Genomic DNA, 21,524 nt, shown 5'->3' with positions numbered 1-21,524 from the left:
GGGAGGCTACGCAGACATCCGATGAAATACTGGCTTATGAAATCGGAGCCCGGCACCTGGTCGTGGGAAGACCAGGTGCGGAAAGGCACCGAGCCCTGGGACGGCGTTCGCAACCATCAGGCAAGCAACAACCTGAAGGCCATGAAGAAAGGGGACCGCGCTTTCTTCTACCATTCCGTCAACGAAAAGCGGGTCGTCGGCATCGTGGAAGTCGTCCGGGAATATTACCTGGACCCAACGGACCTTTCCGCACGCTTCGGCATGGTCGCCGTGAAGGCCGTCCGCCCTTTGAAGCGACCGGTGACGCTGGCCGAGATCAAGCGGGAACCCGCGCTTCATCATCTTGCTCTGGTTCGCCAATCCAGGCTTTCCGTCCTGCCGGTTGACCGGGACGCATGGGTGCGGATCTGCAAGATGGGCGAGACCGGGCCATAGCAATGATCGCCGCCAGAAAGGCGCCGCGATTCCTCTGCCGCCTTGCCGACATTCCGGAAGGCACGGCCCGCGGCTTTCCGATGCCGCAAGCGCCTTACCCGCGGGCGATTTTCGTCGTTCGCTTGGGACGCAAAGTGTACGGCTATTGGAACCGCTGCCCCCATCAGGGAACACCGCTCGACTGGACGCCAAACCAGTTTTTCGACTTTGAGAAGACGCATCTGCAATGCGCCACCCACGCCGCCCGGTTCCGGCCAGACGACGGCTTTTGCGTGGCGGGGCCTTGCAAGGGAAAGGCGCTCGAACCGGTGGTGCTTCGCGTGAAAAACGAAAGAATTTACCTGGATAGCTAGAGAGGGCGCCCCGGCCTTGTCTGGCCTCGCCAATGTCCTAAACTGGCGGGAAGCAAAAGAAAAAATCCGAAAGGAAGCCATCGCATGTCCGAACATCTCGTGATCCCGGTGCCCGAGGCGGTGGCAAAGGCCGCCTGGGCGGATGAAAAAACCTATGCGGAAATGTACCGGCGCTCGATCGAAGACCCCGAAGGGTTCTGGCGGAAGGAAGGCAAGCGGATCGACTGGATCAAGCCCTACACGAAGATCAAGGACACTTCCTTCACGGGCGATGCGCGCATCCGCTGGTTCTATGACGGGACGCTGAATGTCTCTGCCAACTGCATCGACCGCCACCTTCCCGAGCGCGCCGATCAGGTCGCGATCCTCTGGGAAGGGGATGACCCGAAGGAGGACAAGAAGATCACCTATCGCGAGCTTCACGCGCAGGTTTCGCGACTGGCAAACGCCTTGAAAGACCGCGGCGTCAAGAAAGGCGACCGGGTGACCATCTACTTGCCGATGATCCCCGAAGCGACCTACGCGATGCTCGCCTGCGCGCGGATCGGGGCAATCCACTCCGTCGTATTCGGCGGTTTTTCCCCCGCGTCGCTGCATGGCCGCGTCGCGGATTGCCAAAGCACGGTCGTGGTCACGGCGGACGAAGGCATTCGCGGCGGAAAAAAAATCCCCCTCAAGGCGAACACGGACGAGGCGCTCAAGAACTATTCGGGCGTTCACACCGTCCTCGTCGTCCGGCGGACCGGCGCCGACGTCAACTGGGTGAAAGGCCGCGACGTGGCTTACGAAGAGGCGGTAGCGGCCGCTTCGGCCGACTGCCCGCCGGAGGAAATGGGCGCCGAGGACCCGCTCTTCATCCTCTACACCTCGGGCTCGACCGGCAAACCGAAGGGCGTCCTGCATACGAGCGGCGGCTACCTTGTCTTTGCCGCGATGACGCACCAATACGTCTTCGATTACCACGAGGGCGACGTTTACTGGTGCACGGCGGATGTCGGCTGGGTCACCGGGCACAGCTATATTGTCTACGGCCCGCTGGCGAACGGGGCGACGACCTTGATGTTCGAGGGCGTTCCGAACTACCCGGACTATTCCCGCTTCTGGCGGGTCGTGGACAAGCACGGCGTCAATATTTTTTACACGGCGCCGACGGCGATCCGCGCCCTCATGCACGAAGGCGACGACCCGGTGAAGAAAACAAGCCGGAAGTCGCTGCGCCTCCTTGGCTCGGTCGGCGAGCCGATCAATCCGGAAGCCTGGCTCTGGTACCACCGCGTCGTCGGCGAGGAACGTTGCCCGATCGTGGACACCTGGTGGCAGACCGAAACGGGCGGCATCCTGATCACGCCGCTGCCGGGGGCAACGGCGCTGAAGCCGGGGTCCGCCGCGCACCCCTTCTTCGGCGTGAAGCTGGAAATCGTCGACGCGAAGGGAACCCCGCTGCAAGGCGCCTGTGAAGGGGGGCTTTGCATCGCCGATTCCTGGCCCGGCCAGATGCGGACCGTCTATGGCGATCACAAGCGTTTCGTTGAGACCTATTTCGCAACCTATCCGGGCTATTATTTCACCGGCGACGGCTGCCGCCGGGACGAGGACGGCTATTACTGGATCAGCGGCCGGGTCGACGACGTGATCAACGTGTCCGGCCACCGGATGGGGACGGCCGAAGTCGAGAGCGCACTGGTCGCCCACCCGAAAGTGTCCGAGGCAGCCGTCGTCGGCTATCCGCACGCCATCAAGGGCCAGGGCATCTACGCCTACGTCACCCTGATGGCGGACGAAAAGCCATCCGAAGGCTTAAGGAAGGAACTCGCCCAGTGGGTGCGGAAGGAAATCGGCCCGATCGCGGTGCCGGATTTGATCCAATGGGCGCCAGGCCTGCCGAAAACGCGTTCCGGAAAAATCATGCGCCGGATCCTGCGCAAGATCGCCGGAAACGAATACAAAGACTTGGGTGATACCTCGACACTTGCCGATCCCGACGTCGTGAACGAGCTGGTCGAGAATCGCATGAACCGCTAGCGGCTTCCTTCGACAAGCATTTTGCACCAAGACTGGCGCTTGCCACCCGCGTAGGTCCGCGCAAGCCCGGCCGCCAGCAGCGCCTCGCTCAAGTCCGCGCCGGTCGCCAGCCTAACCCGCGCCAGGACGCGGCCGGCGTATTTTCCGAAGCGAATGTCGGAAAGCCAGATATGGCCTTCGGCCGCCTTCTCTTCCACGAAGACGCGCGCCCGATCGGCAAGGACGCGCTCTTCCGCGCAGCGCGCTTTCCGTTCCGGCGCGTCAACACCGGAAACACGAACGAGCGTTTCCACCCGGTGGCCGAGCCAGACCTGCGCCCGCACGACAAGCGTGTCGCCATCCACCACGCGCAGCACTTCCGCCAACACCGGCCCGGGCAACGTCTCGCCGGCAAGCGCGCCCGCCGTCAGACCGCAGGCCAGCGGGAAGAATGGAAAAAACATCAAGAATCGCCGGAAGTAGCCAACCATCTCTGCCGTCCGTCTCGCGGGACCTTGGGCGGTGGAAGTATTCCACAAAGCCCGTCACCGCCCGGCACGCGATGGCATGAAAGCGCCTTCTAGCGCGCCGCTTTTTCCAAAGTGTGGCGCGTCTCCCGCCTCAAGGCAAGAGTTTTTAGGTTTTAATTCATAATTAAGGAATTATGGCCTAAAAATCCGAGCAGCGGCCCTTCTGTTCCCAGTCCCCATACCGGGTCGGCTCCGGTCCTTTCGGCCCGCCGATCTCCTGCAGCGGCGGGGCGAACTTGCCCTTCGCTTTCTTGACCGGCCCGGCTTTTTTGACACGTCCGGCACCGGCCGGAGAAGGGAACGGCGAGGAGCGCGGCTTATCGGAGCTTGCGGCCATCCGAAACCTCGTGGGAAGAGAAGGAAGTTGAAAGTTTAACATTGCCCTCTTTTTCCATGAACCCTTTTTCAAGCCCGCGTCAAGCCGCCCTGAAATTTCTTGCGGCGACCCTTTCAGGCAAGGCCTCCTTCGAGGAGGCTTTTGCGAAGGACGGCGAGATCGAACGTTTCGAGTCAAGAGACCGCGCCTTCGTCCGCAACCTCGTCGCAACAACCCTGCGCCGCCTGGGGGAGATCGACGCCCTGATCGATCACGTTCTCGAAAAACCCCTGCCCGCGAAGGCGGCGACGGTGCGGCACCTGCTGCGGATCGGGATCGCGCAGCTTTGCTTTCTTAACACCCCGCCCCACGCCGCCGTCCACAGCAGCGTCGAGCTTCTCGACGGCACGGTGCTTGCCGCTTACAAGGGACTTGCCAACGCCGTGCTGCGCCGCCTCGCCGCCGAGGGAAAGACCCTGCTCGGATCGTTCGATACGGAGCGCCTGAACACGCCGGACTGGCTCTGGCAGTCGTGGACACGGGCTTACGGCGAGGCGACCTGCCGAAAAATCGCCGCGGCGCATCTTCGGGAGGCCCCCCTCGACCTCACCTTCCGCAAAGGAAAGGAAGGCTTGGCCGAAAAGCTGGGCGCCACACGGCTGCCATGGGGAAGCTTCCGTCTGCCTGGCAGCGGCCGCGTGGACGAACTGCCCGGCTATGGGGAAGGGGCGTGGTGGGTGCAGGACGCCGCCGCCGCACTTCCCGCGATGTTCCTCGGCGACGTCGGCGGGACTTGCGTGCTCGACCTTTGCGCCGCGCCGGGCGGCAAGACGGCCCAGCTTGCCGATCGCGGAGGGCGCGTGCGGGCGATTGACCGCTCGCACGCCCGGCTTTTACGGCTGCGTCAGAATCTCTCCCGGCTTCGCCTCGAAGCGGAAGTTGTCGAGGCGGACGCCACGCAATGGCGGCCGGAGACGCCTGTCCCTTTTGTCCTTCTGGACGCGCCCTGCAGCGCGACCGGCACCATCCGTCGCCACCCGGATATCCTCTGGCAGAAGACGCCGGCCGATCTGCGGAAACTGACGGCCTTGCAGGACGCCCTGCTGAACGCGGCGGTGGCGATGACGGCGCCTGGCGGCGTCCTCGTCTATTCGGTCTGCTCGCTGGAACCGGAAGAAGGCAAAGAACGGATCGAGGCGCTGCTCGCCAAGGGCGCCCCGCTTGAACGCTTTCCCATCGCGCCGGCCGAGGTCGGCGGGGTCGAGGCGCTTCTCACGCGGCAGGGCGAGCTTCGCACGCTTCCCCTGCATCTCGAATCGCTTGGCGGGCTCGACGGTTTCTTTGCCGCGCGCTTGCGAAAGCTCTGCTGAGGGTGACGCCGTATCGAAGACCCCGAATCGCTTGCCGTTGCGCGGACATGCGCCGCCTTGCGGGCCTCTCGGGAAGCTGTTAGGAAAGCCCCATGCAGCAGCCGACGCGGATCGCGCCTTCTATCCTTTCCGCCGACTTCGCGAAGCTAGGCGAGGAAATCCGGGCAATCGAGAAGGCCGGCGCCGACTACATCCACATCGACATCATGGACGGCCATTTCGTCCCGAATCTCACCATTGGGCCAGCGGTGGTGGCGGCACTCCGGCCATACAGCGCCCTTCCCTTCGACGTTCACCTGATGGTAAGCCCGGTGGACCCCTACATCGCGCCCTTCGCGGAAGCGGGCGCAGACATCCTCACCGTCCACCCCGAGGCAGGTCCGCACCTGCACCGCACGCTTCAGTTGATCAAATCGCACGGCAAAAAGGCCGGCGTTTCGCTGAACCCAGGCACGCCGATCGCGGCCATTGAAAACGTCTTCGACGGCATCGAGCTTATCCTCGTCATGACCGTGAATCCGGGCTTCGGGGGGCAAAGCTTCTTGCGCTCGCAATTGGCGAAAATCCACGCCCTTCGGAAAAAGATCGACGCCAGCGGCCGAACCATCGATCTCGAGGTTGACGGCGGCATCAACGCGAAAACCGCGGCCGATGCCGTTGCGGCAGGGGCCGACATCCTGGTCGCCGGCACCGCCACCTTTGAAGGCGGGCCGGACTATTATGCCAAAAACATCCTGCGCCTACGAAACGGAGCCGATGTCGCCACTCGACGGGGCTGAAGGAAACGGCTTCGAACCGTCCGACCTGTATACGCACACGGGGTCGGCAGGATCGGCGTTTAGCGCGGCGGTCGAGCGTTCCTTGTGGAAATTTCGCGCCCGCATCGAAGCTGCGCTTTACGGCAACCCGCTTTACCCTTTCTTCCTCGTCGGCAAAACGCCGAGACGGCTTGAAGCCACCCCGGCGGATCCATGGCCGGGGGATCGCAAGCGGGGAGAGGCCATTCTCGACCGCGCCTTCCCGTTTCTGGGCGTGACGGTCCGCGCCGATCCGTCGCCGTGGCAGGTGGAGGCGGATCCGCGCTGGCTTGCCGAGCTGCATGGTTTTGCCTGGCTCCGCGACCTGCGCGCAATCGGAAGCGACGCGGCGCGAAGGCGCGCCCGCGAACTCGTCGTCGGCTGGGTCGAGGCAAACCGCGCCTGGCATCCGATCGGCTGGCGGGCGGACGTGCTTGGAACTCGCCTTGCCTCCTGGGTCAGCCACGGCGAGTTTTTATGCGCGAGCGCCGAAGACCGCTTCCGGAAAAGCTTCCTTGCCGCCCTGGGACGGCAGGTCCGACATCTTCTGCGAACGGCGCCCGGCATCCTGCCCGGACCGGCGCGCATCGCCGTTGCCAAGGGGCTGATCTATGCCGGCGCGGCCTTGCCCACGCAAGAGCGCGCCCTGCAAGCCGGGCTGCATTTGCTGGAACGGGAATTGCCCCGCCAGGTGCACCCGGACGGCGGACATGTATCGCGAAGCCCGGCGGTTCAGCTCACCATGCTCCGGGACCTTGCGGAGATTCGCCTGCTTCTTCATGCCATGCACCGGGAAGTACCCAACGCCTTGCAGACGGCGATGGACCGCCTGGGCGTTTTGCTGCGTTTCTTCCGGCATGGCGACGGCAGGCTGGCCCTTTTCAACGGCGCCTGCGAAGAAGAAGGCTGGCTGATCGACATGGTGCTGACTCGGGCGGAGGTGCTTGGCAACCCGCCGCGCAGCGCCCCCTATAGCGGATTTGAGCGTTTGCGCGCCGGACGGACGCTCGTGCTTTTCGATACCGGCGTGCCCGCCTCCGTCCCGCCCGGCAACCAACAGCCCCATGCCGGCACCCTTTCCTTCGAGATGAGCAGCGGCAAGGAACGTCTGGTCGTCAATTGCGGCGCCTATGTCGGAGGCCAGGAGGAATGGCGCGAGATCATACGATCCACCGCCGCCCATTCGACCGTTACGGTGGATGATAAAAACTCAAGCCAGATTGCTTCCGATGGCAAGGTAAGACGACGGCCCAGCCAGGTTCTCTGCCGTCGGGACGAACGGGATGGCAATGTCTGGGTCGAAGGCGGTCACGACGGTTATCGCGCGCCTCTCGGCCTTATCCATCGCCGGCGGCTTTATCTCGCGGCGAACGGCGAGGACCTGCGCGGAGAGGACCGGCTGGAGGGCTTAGGGGGATCCCGTTTCGACGTCCGCTTTCATCTCCACCCCGGGGTTTCCGCCTCCCTTGCGCAGGACGGCTTTACCGTTCTGCTTCGCCTTCCGAAAGGCGAAGGCTGGAAATTTCACGCCATCGGTGGTGATATCCACTTGGAAAAAAGCGTCTATCTAGGGGAGCGGGGCAAGATGCAGCGCAGCGAACAGATCGTCGTCAGCGGCATGCTGGCGGAAAGTGCGGCCTGCGTGAAGTGGGCATTCCGGCGTCTTCCCACACAGAAGCCGGCCTGATCGGACCGGGTATCCTTTACTTCGAAACAGGAACCACTGGACGATGCTAAGCAGCTCGATACGGTCTTGGATGGCGACGGCCCGTGTCGTTTCCAGAAATATCCGCCGTCACAAGTTCGAACCCGAAGTCGCGTACCTGAAGGATATCATCCGGCCGGACGATGTTTGCGTGCACGCCGGTGCCAGCGATGGAAGGCACACGCTGGTCATGGCCAACCTGGCAAAGCGAGGCAGCGTCTATTGTTTCGAGCCTTCAAGTTACAGCTTCGAAATTCTAAGGCGAGCGATGGCTGTTCATCGCCTTCGGAATGTCCAATGCTTCAACGTTGCCCTCATGGATTTCGAGGGGGAGATTAATCTGGCCATTCCCGTGAAGACGAGCGGCCGCCTCGGCCATTCCTTTGGTCACGTAACGTCCGCGGAGAAAGAAAGCCTCGCCTCTTTTCCGGATATCCAAGCGGATCGCGTTGTCACCGAGCCCGCACGCGCCGTCACGCTGGACGCCTTTTGCGATCGGAACGACATCGAGAAGGTCGATTTTCTGCGGTGCGACGTGGAAGGGGCCGAATACAGGCTTCTCATGGGCGGCGTGCGAACCATCGACCGTCACCTGCCGAACGCCCTCATAGAAATTCATCCCCACGCGCTCGAAAAAAACTTTCAAGCCTCGAAAGACGACGTCTTCGATTTCTTCCGGTCCCGCGGCTACGCGGCGTATTGCTTGAAGAACGGGAAGCCCGCATCGGTCGACGCAATCGCGGATGAACCGTGGCGGGATTATTTCTTCCTCCACCCTGCCCGACGGGTATCCTTTCCATGAGCCTTCCCAAACTGCATCGCGGGCATCTTTTCGCGGCGTGCGGCTTTCTCGTGCCGACGCTGGCGGTCTATCTCTCCGGCATGCTGATGCCGCTTCTTATCCTGATGGCGCTCCTCGTCCTCGGGCTTGCCTTCCGGCGACAGGAAGAGAGGCTGAAAATTTCGTGGATCGCGGTCGCCTTCTTCGCCGTTCTCGCCCTTTGGGGCGCCATGACGGCCTTATGGTCCGTGGCGCCGGAGCGCAGCGTGAGTCAGGCCCTCAGCCTTGTCGGCATCGCCGCGTGCGGGCTTGTGCTGTTGGCCGGCGTCCGCACGCTTGGGCCGGCAGACCGCCGCCGGATCGGTATGGGCCTGCTGACGGGGCTTGGTGTCGCCTCTCTTTTCATGGCCGTCGAGATATGGGCCGGGTTTCCGTTTTACACCCACACCTCTTCGCGTCCTCCGACGCTTGATCTCTTCAACCGATGGACGACAATCGCGACGCTGCTTATCTGGCCGGTTCTCTTGTGGGTCGGGCAAAACCCAAAGCCATGGCGGATAGCCGCTGTGCTTATCCCGGCGTTTCTCGTCCTGGTCCAAATGGAAAGTATCGCGTCACTAATCGCCCTTGTTCTCGGCGCCATTGCCTTCTTCCTGGCGTTCCACTTCCCAAAGCGGGCGATCATCGCGCTGATTTGCCTGACGATGGCGGGGGTGGTCCTGGCGCCGATCCTGCCAAAGCACCTGCCGGACCCGAGGGCGATCTGGGCGGCCGCGCCGAGCCTGCCCGGATCCGCCATTCATCGAATCTATATCTGGAAGTTCGTCGCCGAACGCATCGAAGAACGCCCTTTCCAGGGATGGGGGCTCGATACGGCCCGCAACATCCCGAACAAGGGACACATGATCTGGGCGGTTGGCGATGGCGGCGAGAGCCTGCCGCTCCACCCCCACAATGCCGTCCTGCAATGGTGGATGGAAATCGGCCTTCCAGGCGCCGTGATCGGCGGCCTTTTTATCGTCTGGCTTTTCGTGATGATCTTGCGAAGACGGATGGCGCCCTATCCGCATGCGGTATTCACAGGGTGTCTCGCATCCGCTGTTACGGTTGCCTTGTTTGGATACGGCATATGGCAGACCTGGTGGCTGGCCACGCTTTTCCTCACGGCTGTCCTTCTGCTTGGAATCGCGGAAAAAGAAACCCGCCAAGGCCCCACCCCTTGCCGAACACTAAAATAATTTTTCAGCAACTTGCTTTTGCAGAGGGCCGATCCGGCGAGTTATAACCCGCGTCATGGGATGGGTCCTCTTTTTGCTTGCCGGGGGAGCGGCGTTCCTGGTCGCCTGGCTGGGCACCGGTCTCGCCCGCCATTTCTTTCTTCGACACGCCATCCTAGATCATCCAAACCCGCGCAGCAGCCATAGCCGGCCGACCCCCACCGGTGGCGGTGTCGGCGTCCTGGCGGCCTTGCTGCCGGTTTGGGGTGTGGGAGCGTATTTTTTCCCGTCCGCGGTGGCTGGCGGGTGGCTACTTTTCGCCGCCGCCCTTCTTCTCGCCGCCATTTCCTGGGTAGACGACCTCCGCGGGCTTTCGCCGGCGATCCGTCTCCTGTTTCAAGGGGCCGCCGTCGCCTTCGTGCTGATTACGCTGCCCGAAGAATTTCGGATTTTTCAGGGTGTCCTGCCGCCGCTCGTTGACCGTATCGTGGCGGGGCTTCTCTGGATCTGGTTCTTGAACCTCTTCAATTTCATGGATGGGATCGACGGCATGACGGGCATCGAAACGGCGAGCCTCGGACTTGGCGTCGCGCTGGTGGCGTCGCTTGCGAACCTGGCCCCCGACTTTGCCTATTACGGGATCGCCGCGGCAGGTGCAGCGCTTGGTTTTCTGGTCTGGAATTGGCCGCCGGCCAAGATTTTTCTTGGCGACGTCGGCAGCGTTACGCTCGGCTTCCTGCTCGGCTGGCTCTTGCTTTCTCTCGCGGCGGCCGGCCATTGGGCGGCGGCGGTGATCCTGCCCCTTTACTACCTGATGGATTCAACGACGACATTGGTCCGGCGGCTGCTTAGAGGCGAACGTATCTGGGAGGCGCACGCCAGCCATTTCTATCAGCTGGCGACCCGCCGGGGACTTAGCCATGGGAGCGTCGTCCGGATCGTGCTGGCTGGAAACCTGGGCCTGATCGGGTTGGCCCTGCTCGCCGCCTCCGGGGTCGCCTGGTCTTCGCTGTTCGTGTCCCTGCTTCTGGTCGGCATGGTGCTGGGGATTCTCCGGAACCCTTTCCGGGAAAAAAGCTGATGCGAATCCTGATCACCGGCGCGAATGGCTTCATCGGCCAAGCTCTCTGTCCGGCGCTCGCCGCGGCCGGCCACGCCGTCACGGCCGCTGTCCGCCGCCCGGCGACCTTCGCGACGCACATCGCCGTTCAGGAAGTCCCCGACATCGTCTCCGAAATCGCATGGGTGCCTTCCCTGGAAAAGATAGATGCGATCGTCCATCTCGCGGCGCGAGTCCATATCTTGCAGGAGGAGGCCGAAGACCCCCTGACGGCCTACCGGCGCGTGAACGTCGAAGGAACCCGCCTGCTCGCGGAAAAAGCGCGAGACGCCGGCGTGAAGCGGCTGATTTTCCTGAGCAGCGTCAAGGTGCATGGCGAGGATCGGCCGCAGCCCTATAGCGAGACCGACCCGCCGACGCCGCAAGACCCTTACGCCGCCTCGAAATGGGAGGCGGAACAAACCCTCTGGAAGACACTGAAAGGCAGCGCCACGGAAGCCGTCGTCCTGCGGCCGCCTTTGGTCTACGGGCCCTGCGTAAGGGGTAATTTTCTGACCCTTCTCCGTCTTTGCGAGATTGGCGTCCCCCTTCCCTTCGGCAGCGTCCACAACCGGCGGAGTCTGATCGGCGTCGATAACCTGGTGGACGCCATCCGCCATTGTCTGACCCACCCGAAGGCCAGCGGTGAAACTTTTCTCGTCAGCGACGGCGAGGACGTTTCGACACCCGAGCTTATTCGCCGGATCGCGCGCGCGATGGGCAAGCGAATCTACCTGCCGCCATTTCCACCGGCACTTCTGCGGAACGTACTCCGGCTTGCCGGCAAGGAAGCCATCGCGCACCGGCTTCTCGGTTCCCTGACCTTGGATTGCAGCCATATTCGCGATGCTCTCGGCTGGCGGCCGCCGGAAAAGCTGGACGCGGGCTTGCGAAAGACCGCCGACTGGTACCACACCCGCAAGAGAAGCGGGCGGGCGGCAGGAAGCCCCTAGGCGTCCGCGCACGGCCGCCGCTATACTGCTGCGGATATCCTGCAAGGCATTGAGCATCATGGCCGATTTCTTCCGCCGCGTTAGCCACCCATGGATCGCCTTCGGCCACGACATCGTCATGGCGGCGGCAGCTTTCCTGGTATCGCTCTACCTGCGGCTGGGCGATCAGATGTTCGAATACGCCCAGGGCTTCCTGGTGCCGGCGACGCTCATTTTCACCGCCGTTGCGGCGGGCGTTTTTCTCTCGATGCGGCTTTACCGCGGAATTTGGCGGTACGCCTCTCTCGACGATCTCATCGCGATTACACGCGCCGTGACCCTCGTGATCTTGGTCTTTACACCGCTTATGTTCATGGTTTCTCGTCTCGAAAGCCTGCCGCGGTCGCTTCTGGTCATCAACTGGTTTGTGCTGATGGCGCTGCTGGGCGGGCCACGCTTCCTGTACCGGCTCCTCAAGGACCGCAGGTTCGACAACCTGCTGACGCGCGGCTCCCAACGGCGAGTACCGGTGCTGCTTATCGGCACCGACGAAGGGACGGAGATGTTCATCCGGGCAACCAGCCAAGAAGCCGGAGCGGCCTATCGGGTGGTCGGCGTCATCGACGAGAAGGGAAATCGGGTCGGGCGTCAAATTCGCGGCATCCCGGTTCTTGGCACGCCGGAAAACCTACCCGAGATCGTCGCAAAACTGGAACGAAGGGACGAGCGCCCTCAGCGCCTGATTCTCACCCGGCAGGACCTGGACGGCGCCCGGGTAAGGAAGCTGCTTGAAATCGCCGACGGGCTTGGCGTCACACTTTCCCGCCTGCCGAAAATCACGGACTTCCGGAGCGGGGAAACCGAAGGCCTTGAGGTACAGCCGATTGCGCTCGAGGATTTGCTCGGCCGGCCGCAGGCGGTGCTGGACCGGGCTGCCATGCGGGCGCTGATCATCGGCCGACGGATTCTGGTCACCGGCGCCGGCGGCACCATCGGCTCCGAGCTCGTCCGCCAGATTTCCGATTACGCGCCGGCGCATCTTGCGCTGTTCGACAATTCCGAATTCAACCTCTACCAAATTGACGAGGAGCTTGACCAACGTCATGCCGAGCTTTCACGAAGCGCGCTTTTAGGCGACGTGCGGGATACGGGACGACTTGCCGTCGTTTTCTCTCGTGAGAAACCGGATCTTGTTTTCCACGCCGCGGCTCTCAAGCACGTGCCGATGGTGGAACAAAACCCGATCGAGGGCGTGCTGACGAACGCCATCGGCACCCGGAACGTCGCCAACGCCTGCCAGAAGGCAAATGTGGCGACAATGGTCATGATTTCCACCGACAAGGCGGTGAACCCGGCGAACGTGATGGGAGCAACGAAGCGTTTGGCGGAAAGCTATTGCCAGTCGCTCGACCTCGCCCCCACGGCGAACGGGAACGGCACCCGCTTCGTGACTGTCCGTTTTGGCAACGTGCTCGGCTCAACCGGTTCCGTCGTGCCGCTTTTCCAGAAACAGCTTCGCCAGGGTGGCCCGTTGACCGTCACGCACCCCGAGGTGAGCCGCTATTTCATGACCGTCCGCGAGGCGGTCGAACTGGTCCTGCAGGCGTCCGTTCTGGGCACCCATGAACATGAAAAAGAACGGGGGGGCATCTTCGTTCTCGATATGGGCGAGCCTATCCGCATCCAGGACCTGGCCAAACAGATGATTCGCCTGGCCGGCTTACAGCCGGGAAAAGACATCCAGATCGAATTCACAGGCCTCCGGCCGGGCGAAAAACTGAGCGAGGAACTTTTTCACGCCTCGGAAGAGCTGATGAAGACGGCGCACAAGAGCATCCTGCTTGCCGCGCCGCGCACGGCGAACCATGCAATTCTCACCCGCGCCTTCGACGAGCTTTTGGAGCTGTGCAAAGCTCGCAAGACGGACGAGGCGAAGGCGCTGCTCGCCAAGCTCGTGCCCGAGTTCAAGAGCGCGGCCGCGGCCGCGAGCAGCGACCGGCGCGAATCCGTATCTTGATCTTAAGCCCGTGGTTGCCGTAGGTAAGCCGGTCATGCACACTCGCCCCCGGTTTTCTCATCCCGTTTTCAACCTTCTTGGAGTGGAGGGCACGCATGCCGGATCCTGACCTCGTTCCCGTTCGTCGGGCCTTGATTTCCGTTTCCGACAAGACGGGGCTCGAGAAATTCGCCCGTTTTCTGGCGGAATTCGGGGTGGAGATTCTTTCCACCGGCGGTTCGGCGAAAACGCTGCGGGACGCCGGCATCGCCGTCACCGAAGTTTCCGATCACACGGGTTTTCCGGAGATTCTCGATGGCCGGGTCAAGACGCTGCACCCGCATATCCATGGCGGATTACTCGCCCGGCGCGACGATCCCACCCATATGGAGGCGCTGGAGCGTCACGGCATTTCGCCAATCGACCTTCTCGTTGTTAACCTATACCCGTTTGAATCGACCATCGCGAAAAGAGCGCCCTTCGAAGACTGCATCGAGAACATCGACATCGGAGGACCCGCGCTGCTGCGCGCGGCCTCGAAGAACCATGCCTTCGTCACCGTCGTCGCGGACACGATGGACTACGCGTCGGTCATGGAAGCAATGGAGAAGACGAAGGGTTCGACAACGCTTGACTTGCGCCGCCGCCTGGCCGCAAACGCCTATCAACGAACCGCGGCTTACGACGCCGCGATCGGAAACTGGTTCGCCGGCGTTCTGTCGGACAGCTTCCCCAGGCGGATCATCCTTGCCGGCGAGCGTCGCGAAATCCTTCGCTACGGCGAGAACCCCCATCAGAAGGCGGCCTTCTATGTGGACGGCAGCCACCGTCCCGGTGTGGCAACGGCAACCCAGATCCAGGGGAAGGATCTCAGCTACAACAATCTGAACGACACGGACGCCGCCTTCGAACTCGTTGCCGAGTTCGGCCCCCCCGCTATCGCCATCATCAAGCACGCCAACCCTTGCGGTGTCGCGGAAGCCGAAAGCTTGCGCGCCGCCTGGGAAAAAGCTTTGCGCTGCGACCCGGTGAGCGCCTTCGGCGGCGTCATCGCCGTGAACCGGGATCTGGACGCGGCGACGGCGGAAGAAATTGTCAAACTTTTCGCCGAAGTCGTCATCGCACCGGGCCTGGACGAGGAAGCGAAGAAAATATTCGGCGCAAAAAAGAATCTTCGTGTTCTCTTGACCGGCGGCATGCCGGACCCGTCCGAGGGGGGCATGGTTTTCCGCGACCTTTCCGGAGGGTACCTGCTGCAAAGCCGCGATAACGGCCAGGTAAAGGCGAGCGATCTTCAGGTCGTGACAAAACGCAAGCCTACGGAAAAAGAGATCGCCGATCTCCTGTTCGCCTTCACCGTAGCCAAGCATGTCAAATCGAACGCGATCGTCTATGCGAAGGATCTGGCGACCGTTGGCATCGGCGCCGGCCAGATGAGCCGGGTAGATTCTTCGCGCATCGCCGCTCACAAGGCGGCCGACGCGGCCAAGCAGGCCGGCCAAAGCGCGAGTCTGGCGCAAGACTCCGTCGTCGCCTCCGACGCCTTCTTTCCCTTTGCGGATGGCCTGCTGGCGGCGGCGGCGGCCGGGGCAAGGGCCATCATCCAGCCGGGCGGCTCGATACGGGATGCGGAAGTCGTCGCGGCGGCGGACGAAAAAGGCCTTGCGATGGTGTTCACCGGTATGCGCCACTTCCGTCACTGAACGAAGGCGGAAGCGGCTTGCCGTTTTTGCCTATTCCTGAATGAGGGAACGCACCTGGCGGTTCGCGACCGTCAGCATCGCCAAGTCGAAATTGCCCGTCGCGCTGGCCGAACGGATGTCGTTGAAGAGCTGGCGGGTGCGCTCGACGGAGAGTTTGTTTTCCAATACCCAAGAATCGAAAACGTCGTCCGAAAGCGGCTTCCCCTCCCCGACCCGGACGATCCGACGCGTGAGCGCCGCCTGCTGACCGAACAAATCGTCCACGATTGCTTCGATCGCCGTTTTCTGCCAGTGGCTTTTGGAGAGGATGCGCCGCCCCTCGCTGCGCAGCCAATCAAGCCCAAAGGTGACGCCGAGCTTGAAGTAGAATTTGCCAATCTCCCCTACGCTGCGCCCGGAATCCTGCGCCGCCGCAACGACGTCGAAGGCGGGCACAAGAAAGTCCATTTCCGCCACTTCCCCGGCCAGCTTTTCCGGCACCCCCGCCGAGACATAGCGCTCCTTGTGGCGGCGGACATCGGCTTTGTCTTCCTCCGGTAAAATTTTACCGAGGGAGATTCGGAATGCATGCACACCGTTGCCAAACTTTTTAAGATGCGTCGCTATATCCAATGGACGAGTCGCGTTCCGCAGGCACCAAAGCGTGCCACGCTCGACCAGACGGGCGATGTCCCAGAACATTTCCGTTTGAACGCCAGCCGCGACTTTGTTATCGAGAGTCTGAATGCGCTCCCATATGTCGAGCAGATTAAAAACCTCGCGCGTAATCAGATAGGCGCGCGCGATATCGGAAAGCGGCATGCCGGTATTCTCGACCATCTGGCCGATCATGGCGCCGCTCATACGATTTACGAAGCCATTCGCGATCTGGGTCGCGACGATTTCGCGCCGCAAGCGGTGGCGCTCGATCGCGGCACCGTGGGTTTTTTGCAATGGCGCCGGAAAGTAGCGTTTTAGGTCGGCAACAAGAAGGGGGTCGTCGGGAAGGTCGCTCTCAAGCAGTTCGCCGTACACCCAGATTTTCGCATAGGACGCGAGAATGGCGATTTCCGGTCGCGTGAGACCCTGCCCGGCCAGGAGTCGCTCTTCAATCGTTTCGTTGGTTGGGAGAAATTCAATAGTACGGTCAAGCTTCCCCTTCCGCTCCAGAAGCCGCATCAAGGCCGCCTGCCGGTCAAGAAGGTCGGCCGCGTGCAACGCCACGTATGTGATGGCCTGGGTATGCAGGTAGCTGTCCTTGAGAACGAGATTCGCCACCTCCCTTGTCATTCGGGCCAGCAGGCGGTTGCGTTCATGTTCCGTAAGTTTGCCGCTCGCAACGATCTCATTGAGAAGAATCTTGATGTTGACCTCATGGTCGGAACAGTTGACGCCTCCGGAATTATCAATCGAATCCGTATTCAAACGTCCGCCCACCAACGCATACTCGACACGGCCGAGTTGCGTGAAGCCCAGATTTGCCCCTTCACCCACCACCCTGCAGCGAAGATCCCTACCGTTCACCCGGATCGCGTCATTGGCCCGGTCGCCGACGGCGGCATCGGTTTCCTCCGTTGCCTTTACATAGGTTCCGATACCCCCAAGCCAAAGAAGGTCAACGTCCGCCCGCAGGAGGAACCGAATCAAGTCATTCGGCGTAGCGGTCGCTGCCGTGATTCCGAATCGCGCCTGAATTTCAGGAGAAAGTTTGATCGATTTCGCCGAACGATCAAAGACGCCACCCCCCTTTGAAATCAGCCGGGGGTTGTAATCGCTCCACGCCGAACGCGGGATTTTGAAAAGCCTTTCGCGCTCGGCAAGGCTTTTCAAAGCGTCCGGATCTGGATCGATGAAGATATGCTGATGGTTGAAGGCGGCGAGCAGACGGGCGTGCTGGGAAAGCAGCATGCCGTTTCCGAAGACGTCACCGGACATGTCGCCGACGCCAACGACCGTGAAATCCGTCGCGTGTATATCAACGCCGGTTTCCCGGAAATGACGCTTGACGGATTCCCATGCGCCCCGCGCCGTGATGCCCATTTTTTTATGATCGTAACCGTGCGAGCCGCCGGAGGCGAAGGCATCCCCCAGCCAGAAACCGTATGCCTTCGAAAGCGCATTCGCGATGTCGGAAAAGGCCGCCGTGCCCTTATCGGCGGCAACCACCAGATAGGGGTCCGGATCGTCCCGGCAGATGGTGTCGAGTGGACGGATCGGCTGGTCGCCATCGAGGTTGTCGGTCAAATCCAGCATGCCGCAGATGAGCGTCTTGTAGCAGGCGACGACCTCAGCCATGAGCGCCTCGCGCCCACCCCCGGCCGGTGGGTTTTTAATGACGAACCCGCCCTTCGCGCCGACCGGCACGATGACCGCGTTTTTCACTGTTTGAGCCTTCATCAGGCCGAGAATCTCTGTTCGGAAATCCTCGCGCCGGTCCGACCAGCGAATGCCGCCGCGGGCAACCCGGCCGCCGCGCAGGTGAACGCCCTCCATTCGGGGCGAGTAAACGAAGATTTCGAACATCGGCCGCGGCAGCGGAAGCCCCTCGATAAGCTGGGCCGCGAATTTGAAAGAAAGGTAAGGCTTCGGCCTTGCTTCCGCGTCCTGCTGAAAGTAATTCGTGCGCTGAGTCGCTTCAACGAGGTTACCGTAGCGCCGAAGGATCCGATCTTGATCGAGATTTGGCACCTTCTCCAGCGCCTCCTCGATTGCGTTGCGAAGCTTGGCGGCGCGAAGTTCTGCGCGGTGACGGTTCTTCGGATCGAAAAGGGTCGCGAACAATTCGACAATCATTCGGGAAATAGGCGCGTTGCGGACCAAAGTCTCGCTCATATAGGCCTGGCTGAACGGGATGCCGATCTGGCGAAGGTATTTCCGGAAAGCCCGCAAAATCACGATCTCCCTGGACGTCAGACCCGCGGCAACAACGAGGCTGTTGAAGAGATCGTTTTCGACATCACCGTTCCAGATATTCCGGAACGCTTCCTCGAAATTCGCCTTCACGTCCTCCAGCTTGACTTCATTGCCACGCTGTACGACCGCCCGAAAATCGTGGATGAAGACGCCTTCCGCCCCCTTTGGTGTGATCTTGAACGGCACTTCGCCGATGACGCGAAGCCCCATGTTCTCGAGCATCGGCAGCACATCCGAAAGCGGCACTGGGTCTTTATAATTATAAATCTTGAAACGCAGTTCGTTACTGGCCGAGTCACGCAGCCGATAGAGATTTAGCCCAAGCTTTCTACTTGTCAGGACGTCGGAGACCTTCGCAAGGTCGCCAATGGCCGCTTCGGCGTCGAAATATTCGCGATAGGAAGAAGGGAAGGCTTTCGCGTATTCCCGAAAGAGTGCCAGCCCTTGCTCTTCGCCTTTGCCTAGGATCAGCGCTTCCCGGAGGTCTTCTTCCCAAGACCTTACCACTTCCACCAGACGCTGTTGAACCTTGCCTTCGTCAACTTTCCTGATTTTGCCGGACGTTCCATGAACGATGAAAAGGAGACGCGCCAGCACCGAATCGCCAACCTGGGTGTAGTAGTCGGTCATTTCCCCGCCATACGCCCGTTCAAGTTCTTCCTGAATGCGTTCGCGCATCTCCGTGTCATAGATGTCCCGCGGAAGATAAACGAGACAAGAGACGAATCGTTCGAACACGTCGCGGCGGGCGAAAAAGGCGACGCGCCGGCGCTCCTGAAGCGCGAGTATGCCCATACTGATCCGATGAAGCTCGGGCTCCGAAACCTGAAACAATTCGTCCCGCGGATAGGTCTCCAGAATATGGAGAAGCGCCTTTCCGTCGTGGCTTCCGGGAAGGAACCCGGCGCGCTCAAGGGTCGCGGCGACCTTGTGGCGAAGGATCGGAATTTCCCTCGGGCTTCGGCTATAGGCGGTCGAAGTGTACAAGCCATGGAAGCGCTGTTCGCCGATGACGTTGCCCTTCGCGTCGAAAACCCGGATGCCGATGTATTCCATATGGGCCCGGCGGTGGACGGTGGCGCGCGCATTCGTCTTGGTAATGGTCAGCAACAGCTTTTTATGAGCGAAGCGCCGCACGTTGGGCGAAAGGGGCTGCTGGCTGTGGGCTTTGGCCTCCGGCGTCATCTTGCGCAAAATGCCAAGACCGGATTTTGGAACGGGGCGAAGGTATTCCTTCCCCTTCTCCTCCACCAAGCGGTACTCGCGATAGCCAAGAAAAGTGAAATGGTTGTCGAGAAGCCAGCGAAGGAAAGCGATGCCTTCGGAAACCTCCGACGCCGGTAAAAGAGGCAGCTTTTTATTCAGACGATCGGCGATCTCGCCCATCTTGTTCCGCATCGGCAGCCAGTCCTTCACCGTCAGGCGAGCGTCTTCCAGAATGTTCTGGAGACACTTCTGGACATGCTTAAGGAAATCCGGCGACGTCTGCTGGTCGATTTCGATATGCATGAAGGATTCGCGGAGCACCGAATTCTTGCCGCCTTCACGCGCGTTGATATGGAGAAGCCGGCCGTCTTTCGTGCGCTCAACGTCAAAGACGGGGTGAATAATGTGATGAACCGTCAGATCGTGGCGATTCAGCTCAGCCGTCACCGAATCGACGAGAAAGGGCATATCGTCATTGATGATTTCTATAATGGTGTGCGACGACTGCCAGCCGTCCTTCTCCGGCCGGGGATTGAAAATCCGGATTTTCTCTTTTCCGGGTATGCGCTGCCGGCAAAAATCCCAAATCGAAAGCACCGCTCCGCGGAGATCTTCAACGGAACAATCCGCCAGGTATTTGCTGGATATGTCCGAGTAATAGAGGCGGATAAACCGTTCGAGGGAAGCCTGCGCAGCCCCCTTTTTTCCCTTCGCCGCACCGCCGACGATCTGGCCGACCAGGCTTGCGGGTTTGGATCGGGGTTGTTTTGCGGGCATATGTATTCGTCTAGAACGGTGGTGAGTTGCGGGCGAACAGGCTAGCCTATTTCCTAGCCATTCCAAAGGACCGGGGCAGTCGCCTGTCGACATCGAATCGGCGACGGGTTAGGCCTTGACGGCGGGGGCTTCTTTACCAACCATTCGATTGTCCGGGGGAATTCCTGATAAAAGGTAAAAAAATCACTGCGTTATTCGTTTGCCGTCGGCGCGCCGGCTTCGCTGCGGCGATGCTGTTCAGCTTGTTCGTCGCCCTCGGCCCCACGCGCGCCGAGGCGCCGGAAACGGCTTCGCTGCGGATTGCCTTCCTGGGTATGCCAGAAGCGCCGCGCGCGACGTTCTCCGATCTCGAACCGGAGCCCCTGGACCTCGGCCTTCAGGGCGCCCGTCTTGCCATCCAGGATAACAACACGACCGGCCAATTTCTTGGGCAAAGCTTCCATCTCGAAGAAAGCCTCCTGTCGCGCGAAGACGATCCGACGGTTGCCTTCCGCGACCTGGTGGCAAAAGGCGCGCGCTACGTCGTCACCCGCCTTCCCGCCGATGCCCTGCTCAAGATCGCGGACCTTCCCGAGGCGCGGGAAACGCTTCTTTTCAACGCCGGCGCGCCAGACGATCGGCTGCGCAACGCGGCGTGCCGAAGCAACGTCATGCACACGCTGCCAAGCCGGGCGATGCTGGCCGATGCGCTTGCCCAATACCTCGTTCGCAAACGCTGGCCGCGGTGGTTTCTCGTCGTCGGACCCCAGGAAGGCGACCGGCGTTTCGCCGACGCCGTCCGGCGCGCCGCCGGCCGTTTCGGCGGGCGCATCGTCGAGGAAAAGAACTGGGCCTATACCCACGACGCCAGGCGCACGGCGGAATCCGAAGTGCCGGTGTTCACCCAAGGCCCCGCGTACGATGTGCTTATCGTGGCCGACGAAAGCGGCGATTTCGGCGAGCACTTTGCCTACCGGACGTGGGAGCCCCGGCCGGTGGCCGGCACCCAGGGCCTGACACCGCTTGCCTGGCATCGGGCCCATGAGCAGTGGGGTGCCGCGCAACTGCAGCGGCGTTTCCAGGCGCTCGCCGGGCGGGCTATGCGCCCTCTCGACTACGCCGCATGGCTTGCGGTGCGGGCCATCGGCGAAGCGGCCACTCAAACGCAGCAGACGGCATCGTTGAAGGTCACCCGCGACCATCTCCTGGGTTCTGGTTTTGCCCTGCAGGGGTTCAAGGGCCGGAAACTGAATTTTCGCCCGTGGGACCACGAACTTCGCCAGCCGATCCTGCTTGCCTCGCCGAACGCCGTTGTTTCCGCCTCTCCCCAGGAAGGATTCCTGCACCCCAAAACGACGCTGGACACGCTGGGCTATGACGAGCCCGAAAGCGGCTGCCGCCTGTCCGGCCACTGAAAGGAAAAGGAGAAACGTAT

The 21,524-nt window shown here is 61.6% G+C and carries 16 protein-coding genes; 13 read left to right on the top strand and 3 right to left on the bottom strand.

Features of this window, described 5'->3' with window-relative positions:
* Positions 1-21: 21 nt before the first annotated feature.
* The 3 genes from AB1781_06795 (at position 22) to acs (ending at position 2,810) form a co-directional block, all read left to right on the top strand.
* Positions 22-435, top strand: a complete 414-nt coding sequence (locus AB1781_06795) for an EVE domain-containing protein (GenBank protein ID MEW5704281.1) — start codon at positions 22-24, stop codon at positions 433-435.
* 2 nt (positions 436-437) lie between these two features.
* Positions 438-788 carry a Rieske (2Fe-2S) protein gene (locus AB1781_06790; GenBank protein ID MEW5704280.1) on the top strand — a complete coding sequence of 117 codons (351 nt, stop codon included), beginning with the start codon at positions 438-440 and terminating at the stop codon, positions 786-788.
* An 84-nt stretch (positions 789-872) separates the two neighbouring features.
* On the top strand, positions 873-2,810 hold the full coding sequence (gene acs / locus AB1781_06785; GenBank protein MEW5704279.1) for an acetate--CoA ligase: 1,938 nt from the start codon (positions 873-875) through the stop codon (positions 2,808-2,810).
* Here acs and AB1781_06780 read toward each other — a convergent pair.
* A complete protein-coding gene (locus tag AB1781_06780; GenBank protein MEW5704278.1) occupies positions 2,807-3,253 on the bottom strand; it encodes a thermonuclease family protein in 447 nt (148 codons plus the stop codon). The genes acs and AB1781_06780 overlap by 4 nt on opposite strands.
* A gap of 205 nt (positions 3,254-3,458) precedes the next feature.
* Positions 3,459-3,698 (bottom strand): succinate dehydrogenase assembly factor 4, encoded by a 240-nt coding sequence (locus AB1781_06775; GenBank protein ID MEW5704277.1) that lies wholly within the window; start codon positions 3,696-3,698, stop codon positions 3,459-3,461.
* A gap of 14 nt (positions 3,699-3,712) precedes the next feature.
* Here AB1781_06775 and AB1781_06770 point away from each other — a divergent pair, with 14 nt between their 5' ends.
* The 9 genes from AB1781_06770 to purH all read left to right on the top strand — a co-directional run bounded on the left by AB1781_06770 (position 3,713) and on the right by purH (position 15,235).
* Entirely contained in the window at positions 3,713-5,005 is a 1,293-nt protein-coding gene (locus tag AB1781_06770; GenBank protein ID MEW5704276.1) for a transcription antitermination factor NusB, read from the top strand.
* A gap of 92 nt (positions 5,006-5,097) precedes the next feature.
* On the top strand, positions 5,098-5,784 hold the full coding sequence (rpe, locus tag AB1781_06765) for a ribulose-phosphate 3-epimerase (protein MEW5704275.1): 687 nt from the start codon (positions 5,098-5,100) through the stop codon (positions 5,782-5,784).
* Positions 5,762-7,489: a heparinase II/III family protein gene (locus AB1781_06760; protein MEW5704274.1), complete on the top strand. Its 1,728-nt coding sequence runs from the start codon at positions 5,762-5,764 to the stop codon at positions 7,487-7,489. Before rpe ends, AB1781_06760 begins: the two co-directional genes overlap by 23 nt.
* A 70-nt stretch (positions 7,490-7,559) precedes the next feature.
* Entirely contained in the window at positions 7,560-8,309 is a 750-nt protein-coding gene (locus AB1781_06755) for an FkbM family methyltransferase (protein MEW5704273.1), read from the top strand.
* Positions 8,306-9,526, top strand: a complete 1,221-nt coding sequence (locus tag AB1781_06750; protein MEW5704272.1) for an O-antigen ligase family protein — start codon at positions 8,306-8,308, stop codon at positions 9,524-9,526. The genes AB1781_06755 and AB1781_06750 overlap by 4 nt, the downstream gene beginning before the upstream one ends.
* Positions 9,527-9,581: 55 nt before the next feature.
* Positions 9,582-10,586, top strand: coding sequence for a glycosyltransferase family 4 protein (locus AB1781_06745; GenBank protein MEW5704271.1), 1,005 nt, complete (start codon positions 9,582-9,584; stop codon positions 10,584-10,586).
* Positions 10,586-11,557 (top strand): SDR family oxidoreductase, encoded by a 972-nt coding sequence (locus AB1781_06740; GenBank protein ID MEW5704270.1) that lies wholly within the window; start codon positions 10,586-10,588, stop codon positions 11,555-11,557. Before AB1781_06745 ends, AB1781_06740 begins: the two co-directional genes overlap by 1 nt.
* Before the next feature lie 58 nt (positions 11,558-11,615).
* Positions 11,616-13,553 (top strand): nucleoside-diphosphate sugar epimerase/dehydratase, encoded by a 1,938-nt coding sequence (locus tag AB1781_06735; GenBank protein MEW5704269.1) that lies wholly within the window; start codon positions 11,616-11,618, stop codon positions 13,551-13,553.
* Positions 13,554-13,648: 95 nt separating this feature from the next.
* Positions 13,649-15,235, top strand: a complete 1,587-nt coding sequence (purH, locus tag AB1781_06730) for a bifunctional phosphoribosylaminoimidazolecarboxamide formyltransferase/IMP cyclohydrolase (GenBank protein ID MEW5704268.1) — start codon at positions 13,649-13,651, stop codon at positions 15,233-15,235.
* A 30-nt stretch (positions 15,236-15,265) separates the two neighbouring features.
* On the opposite strand, the gene AB1781_06725 is transcribed toward purH, so the two are convergent.
* A complete protein-coding gene (locus tag AB1781_06725) occupies positions 15,266-20,110 on the bottom strand; it encodes an NAD-glutamate dehydrogenase (protein ID MEW5704267.1) in 4,845 nt (1,614 codons plus the stop codon).
* Positions 20,111-20,340: 230 nt separating this feature from the next.
* Between AB1781_06725 and AB1781_06720 the strand changes: the two genes are divergently transcribed.
* Positions 20,341-21,504, top strand: a complete 1,164-nt coding sequence (locus AB1781_06720; GenBank protein MEW5704266.1) for an ABC transporter substrate-binding protein — start codon at positions 20,341-20,343, stop codon at positions 21,502-21,504.
* Positions 21,505-21,524: the final 20 nt, after the last annotated feature.

This window comes from Pseudomonadota bacterium (assembly GCA_040752895.1).
Taxonomy (GTDB): domain Bacteria; phylum Pseudomonadota; class Alphaproteobacteria.
This window is presented reverse-complemented; position numbering and strand designations above follow the sequence as displayed.

What these genes read in the sequence shown, in the direction of transcription:
- AB1781_06790 (MEW5704280.1), top strand. Translation starts at nt 438, where the DNA reads ATGATCGCCGCCAGAAAGGCGCCGCGATTCCTCTGCCGCCTTGCCGAC.
- acs (MEW5704279.1), top strand. Translation starts at nt 873, where the DNA reads ATGTCCGAACATCTCGTGATCCCGGTGCCCGAGGCGGTGGCAAAGGCC.
- AB1781_06720 (MEW5704266.1), top strand. Translation starts at nt 20,341, where the DNA reads ATGCTGTTCAGCTTGTTCGTCGCCCTCGGCCCCACGCGCGCCGAGGCG.
- AB1781_06750 (MEW5704272.1), top strand. Translation starts at nt 8,306, where the DNA reads ATGAGCCTTCCCAAACTGCATCGCGGGCATCTTTTCGCGGCGTGCGGC.
- AB1781_06780 (MEW5704278.1), bottom strand. Translation starts at nt 3,253, where the DNA reads ATGTTTTTTCCATTCTTCCCGCTGGCCTGCGGTCTGACGGCGGGCGCG.
- AB1781_06740 (MEW5704270.1), top strand. Translation starts at nt 10,586, where the DNA reads ATGCGAATCCTGATCACCGGCGCGAATGGCTTCATCGGCCAAGCTCTC.
- AB1781_06760 (MEW5704274.1), top strand. Translation starts at nt 5,762, where the DNA reads ATGTCGCCACTCGACGGGGCTGAAGGAAACGGCTTCGAACCGTCCGAC.
- AB1781_06775 (MEW5704277.1), bottom strand. Translation starts at nt 3,698, where the DNA reads ATGTTAAACTTTCAACTTCCTTCTCTTCCCACGAGGTTTCGGATGGCC.
- AB1781_06770 (MEW5704276.1), top strand. Translation starts at nt 3,713, where the DNA reads ATGAACCCTTTTTCAAGCCCGCGTCAAGCCGCCCTGAAATTTCTTGCG.
- purH (MEW5704268.1), top strand. Translation starts at nt 13,649, where the DNA reads ATGCCGGATCCTGACCTCGTTCCCGTTCGTCGGGCCTTGATTTCCGTT.
- AB1781_06745 (MEW5704271.1), top strand. Translation starts at nt 9,582, where the DNA reads ATGGGATGGGTCCTCTTTTTGCTTGCCGGGGGAGCGGCGTTCCTGGTC.
- AB1781_06735 (MEW5704269.1), top strand. Translation starts at nt 11,616, where the DNA reads ATGGCCGATTTCTTCCGCCGCGTTAGCCACCCATGGATCGCCTTCGGC.
- AB1781_06755 (MEW5704273.1), top strand. Translation starts at nt 7,560, where the DNA reads ATGGCGACGGCCCGTGTCGTTTCCAGAAATATCCGCCGTCACAAGTTC.
- rpe (MEW5704275.1), top strand. Translation starts at nt 5,098, where the DNA reads ATGCAGCAGCCGACGCGGATCGCGCCTTCTATCCTTTCCGCCGACTTC.
- AB1781_06795 (MEW5704281.1), top strand. Translation starts at nt 22, where the DNA reads ATGAAATACTGGCTTATGAAATCGGAGCCCGGCACCTGGTCGTGGGAA.
- AB1781_06725 (MEW5704267.1), bottom strand. Translation starts at nt 20,110, where the DNA reads ATGCCCGCAAAACAACCCCGATCCAAACCCGCAAGCCTGGTCGGCCAG.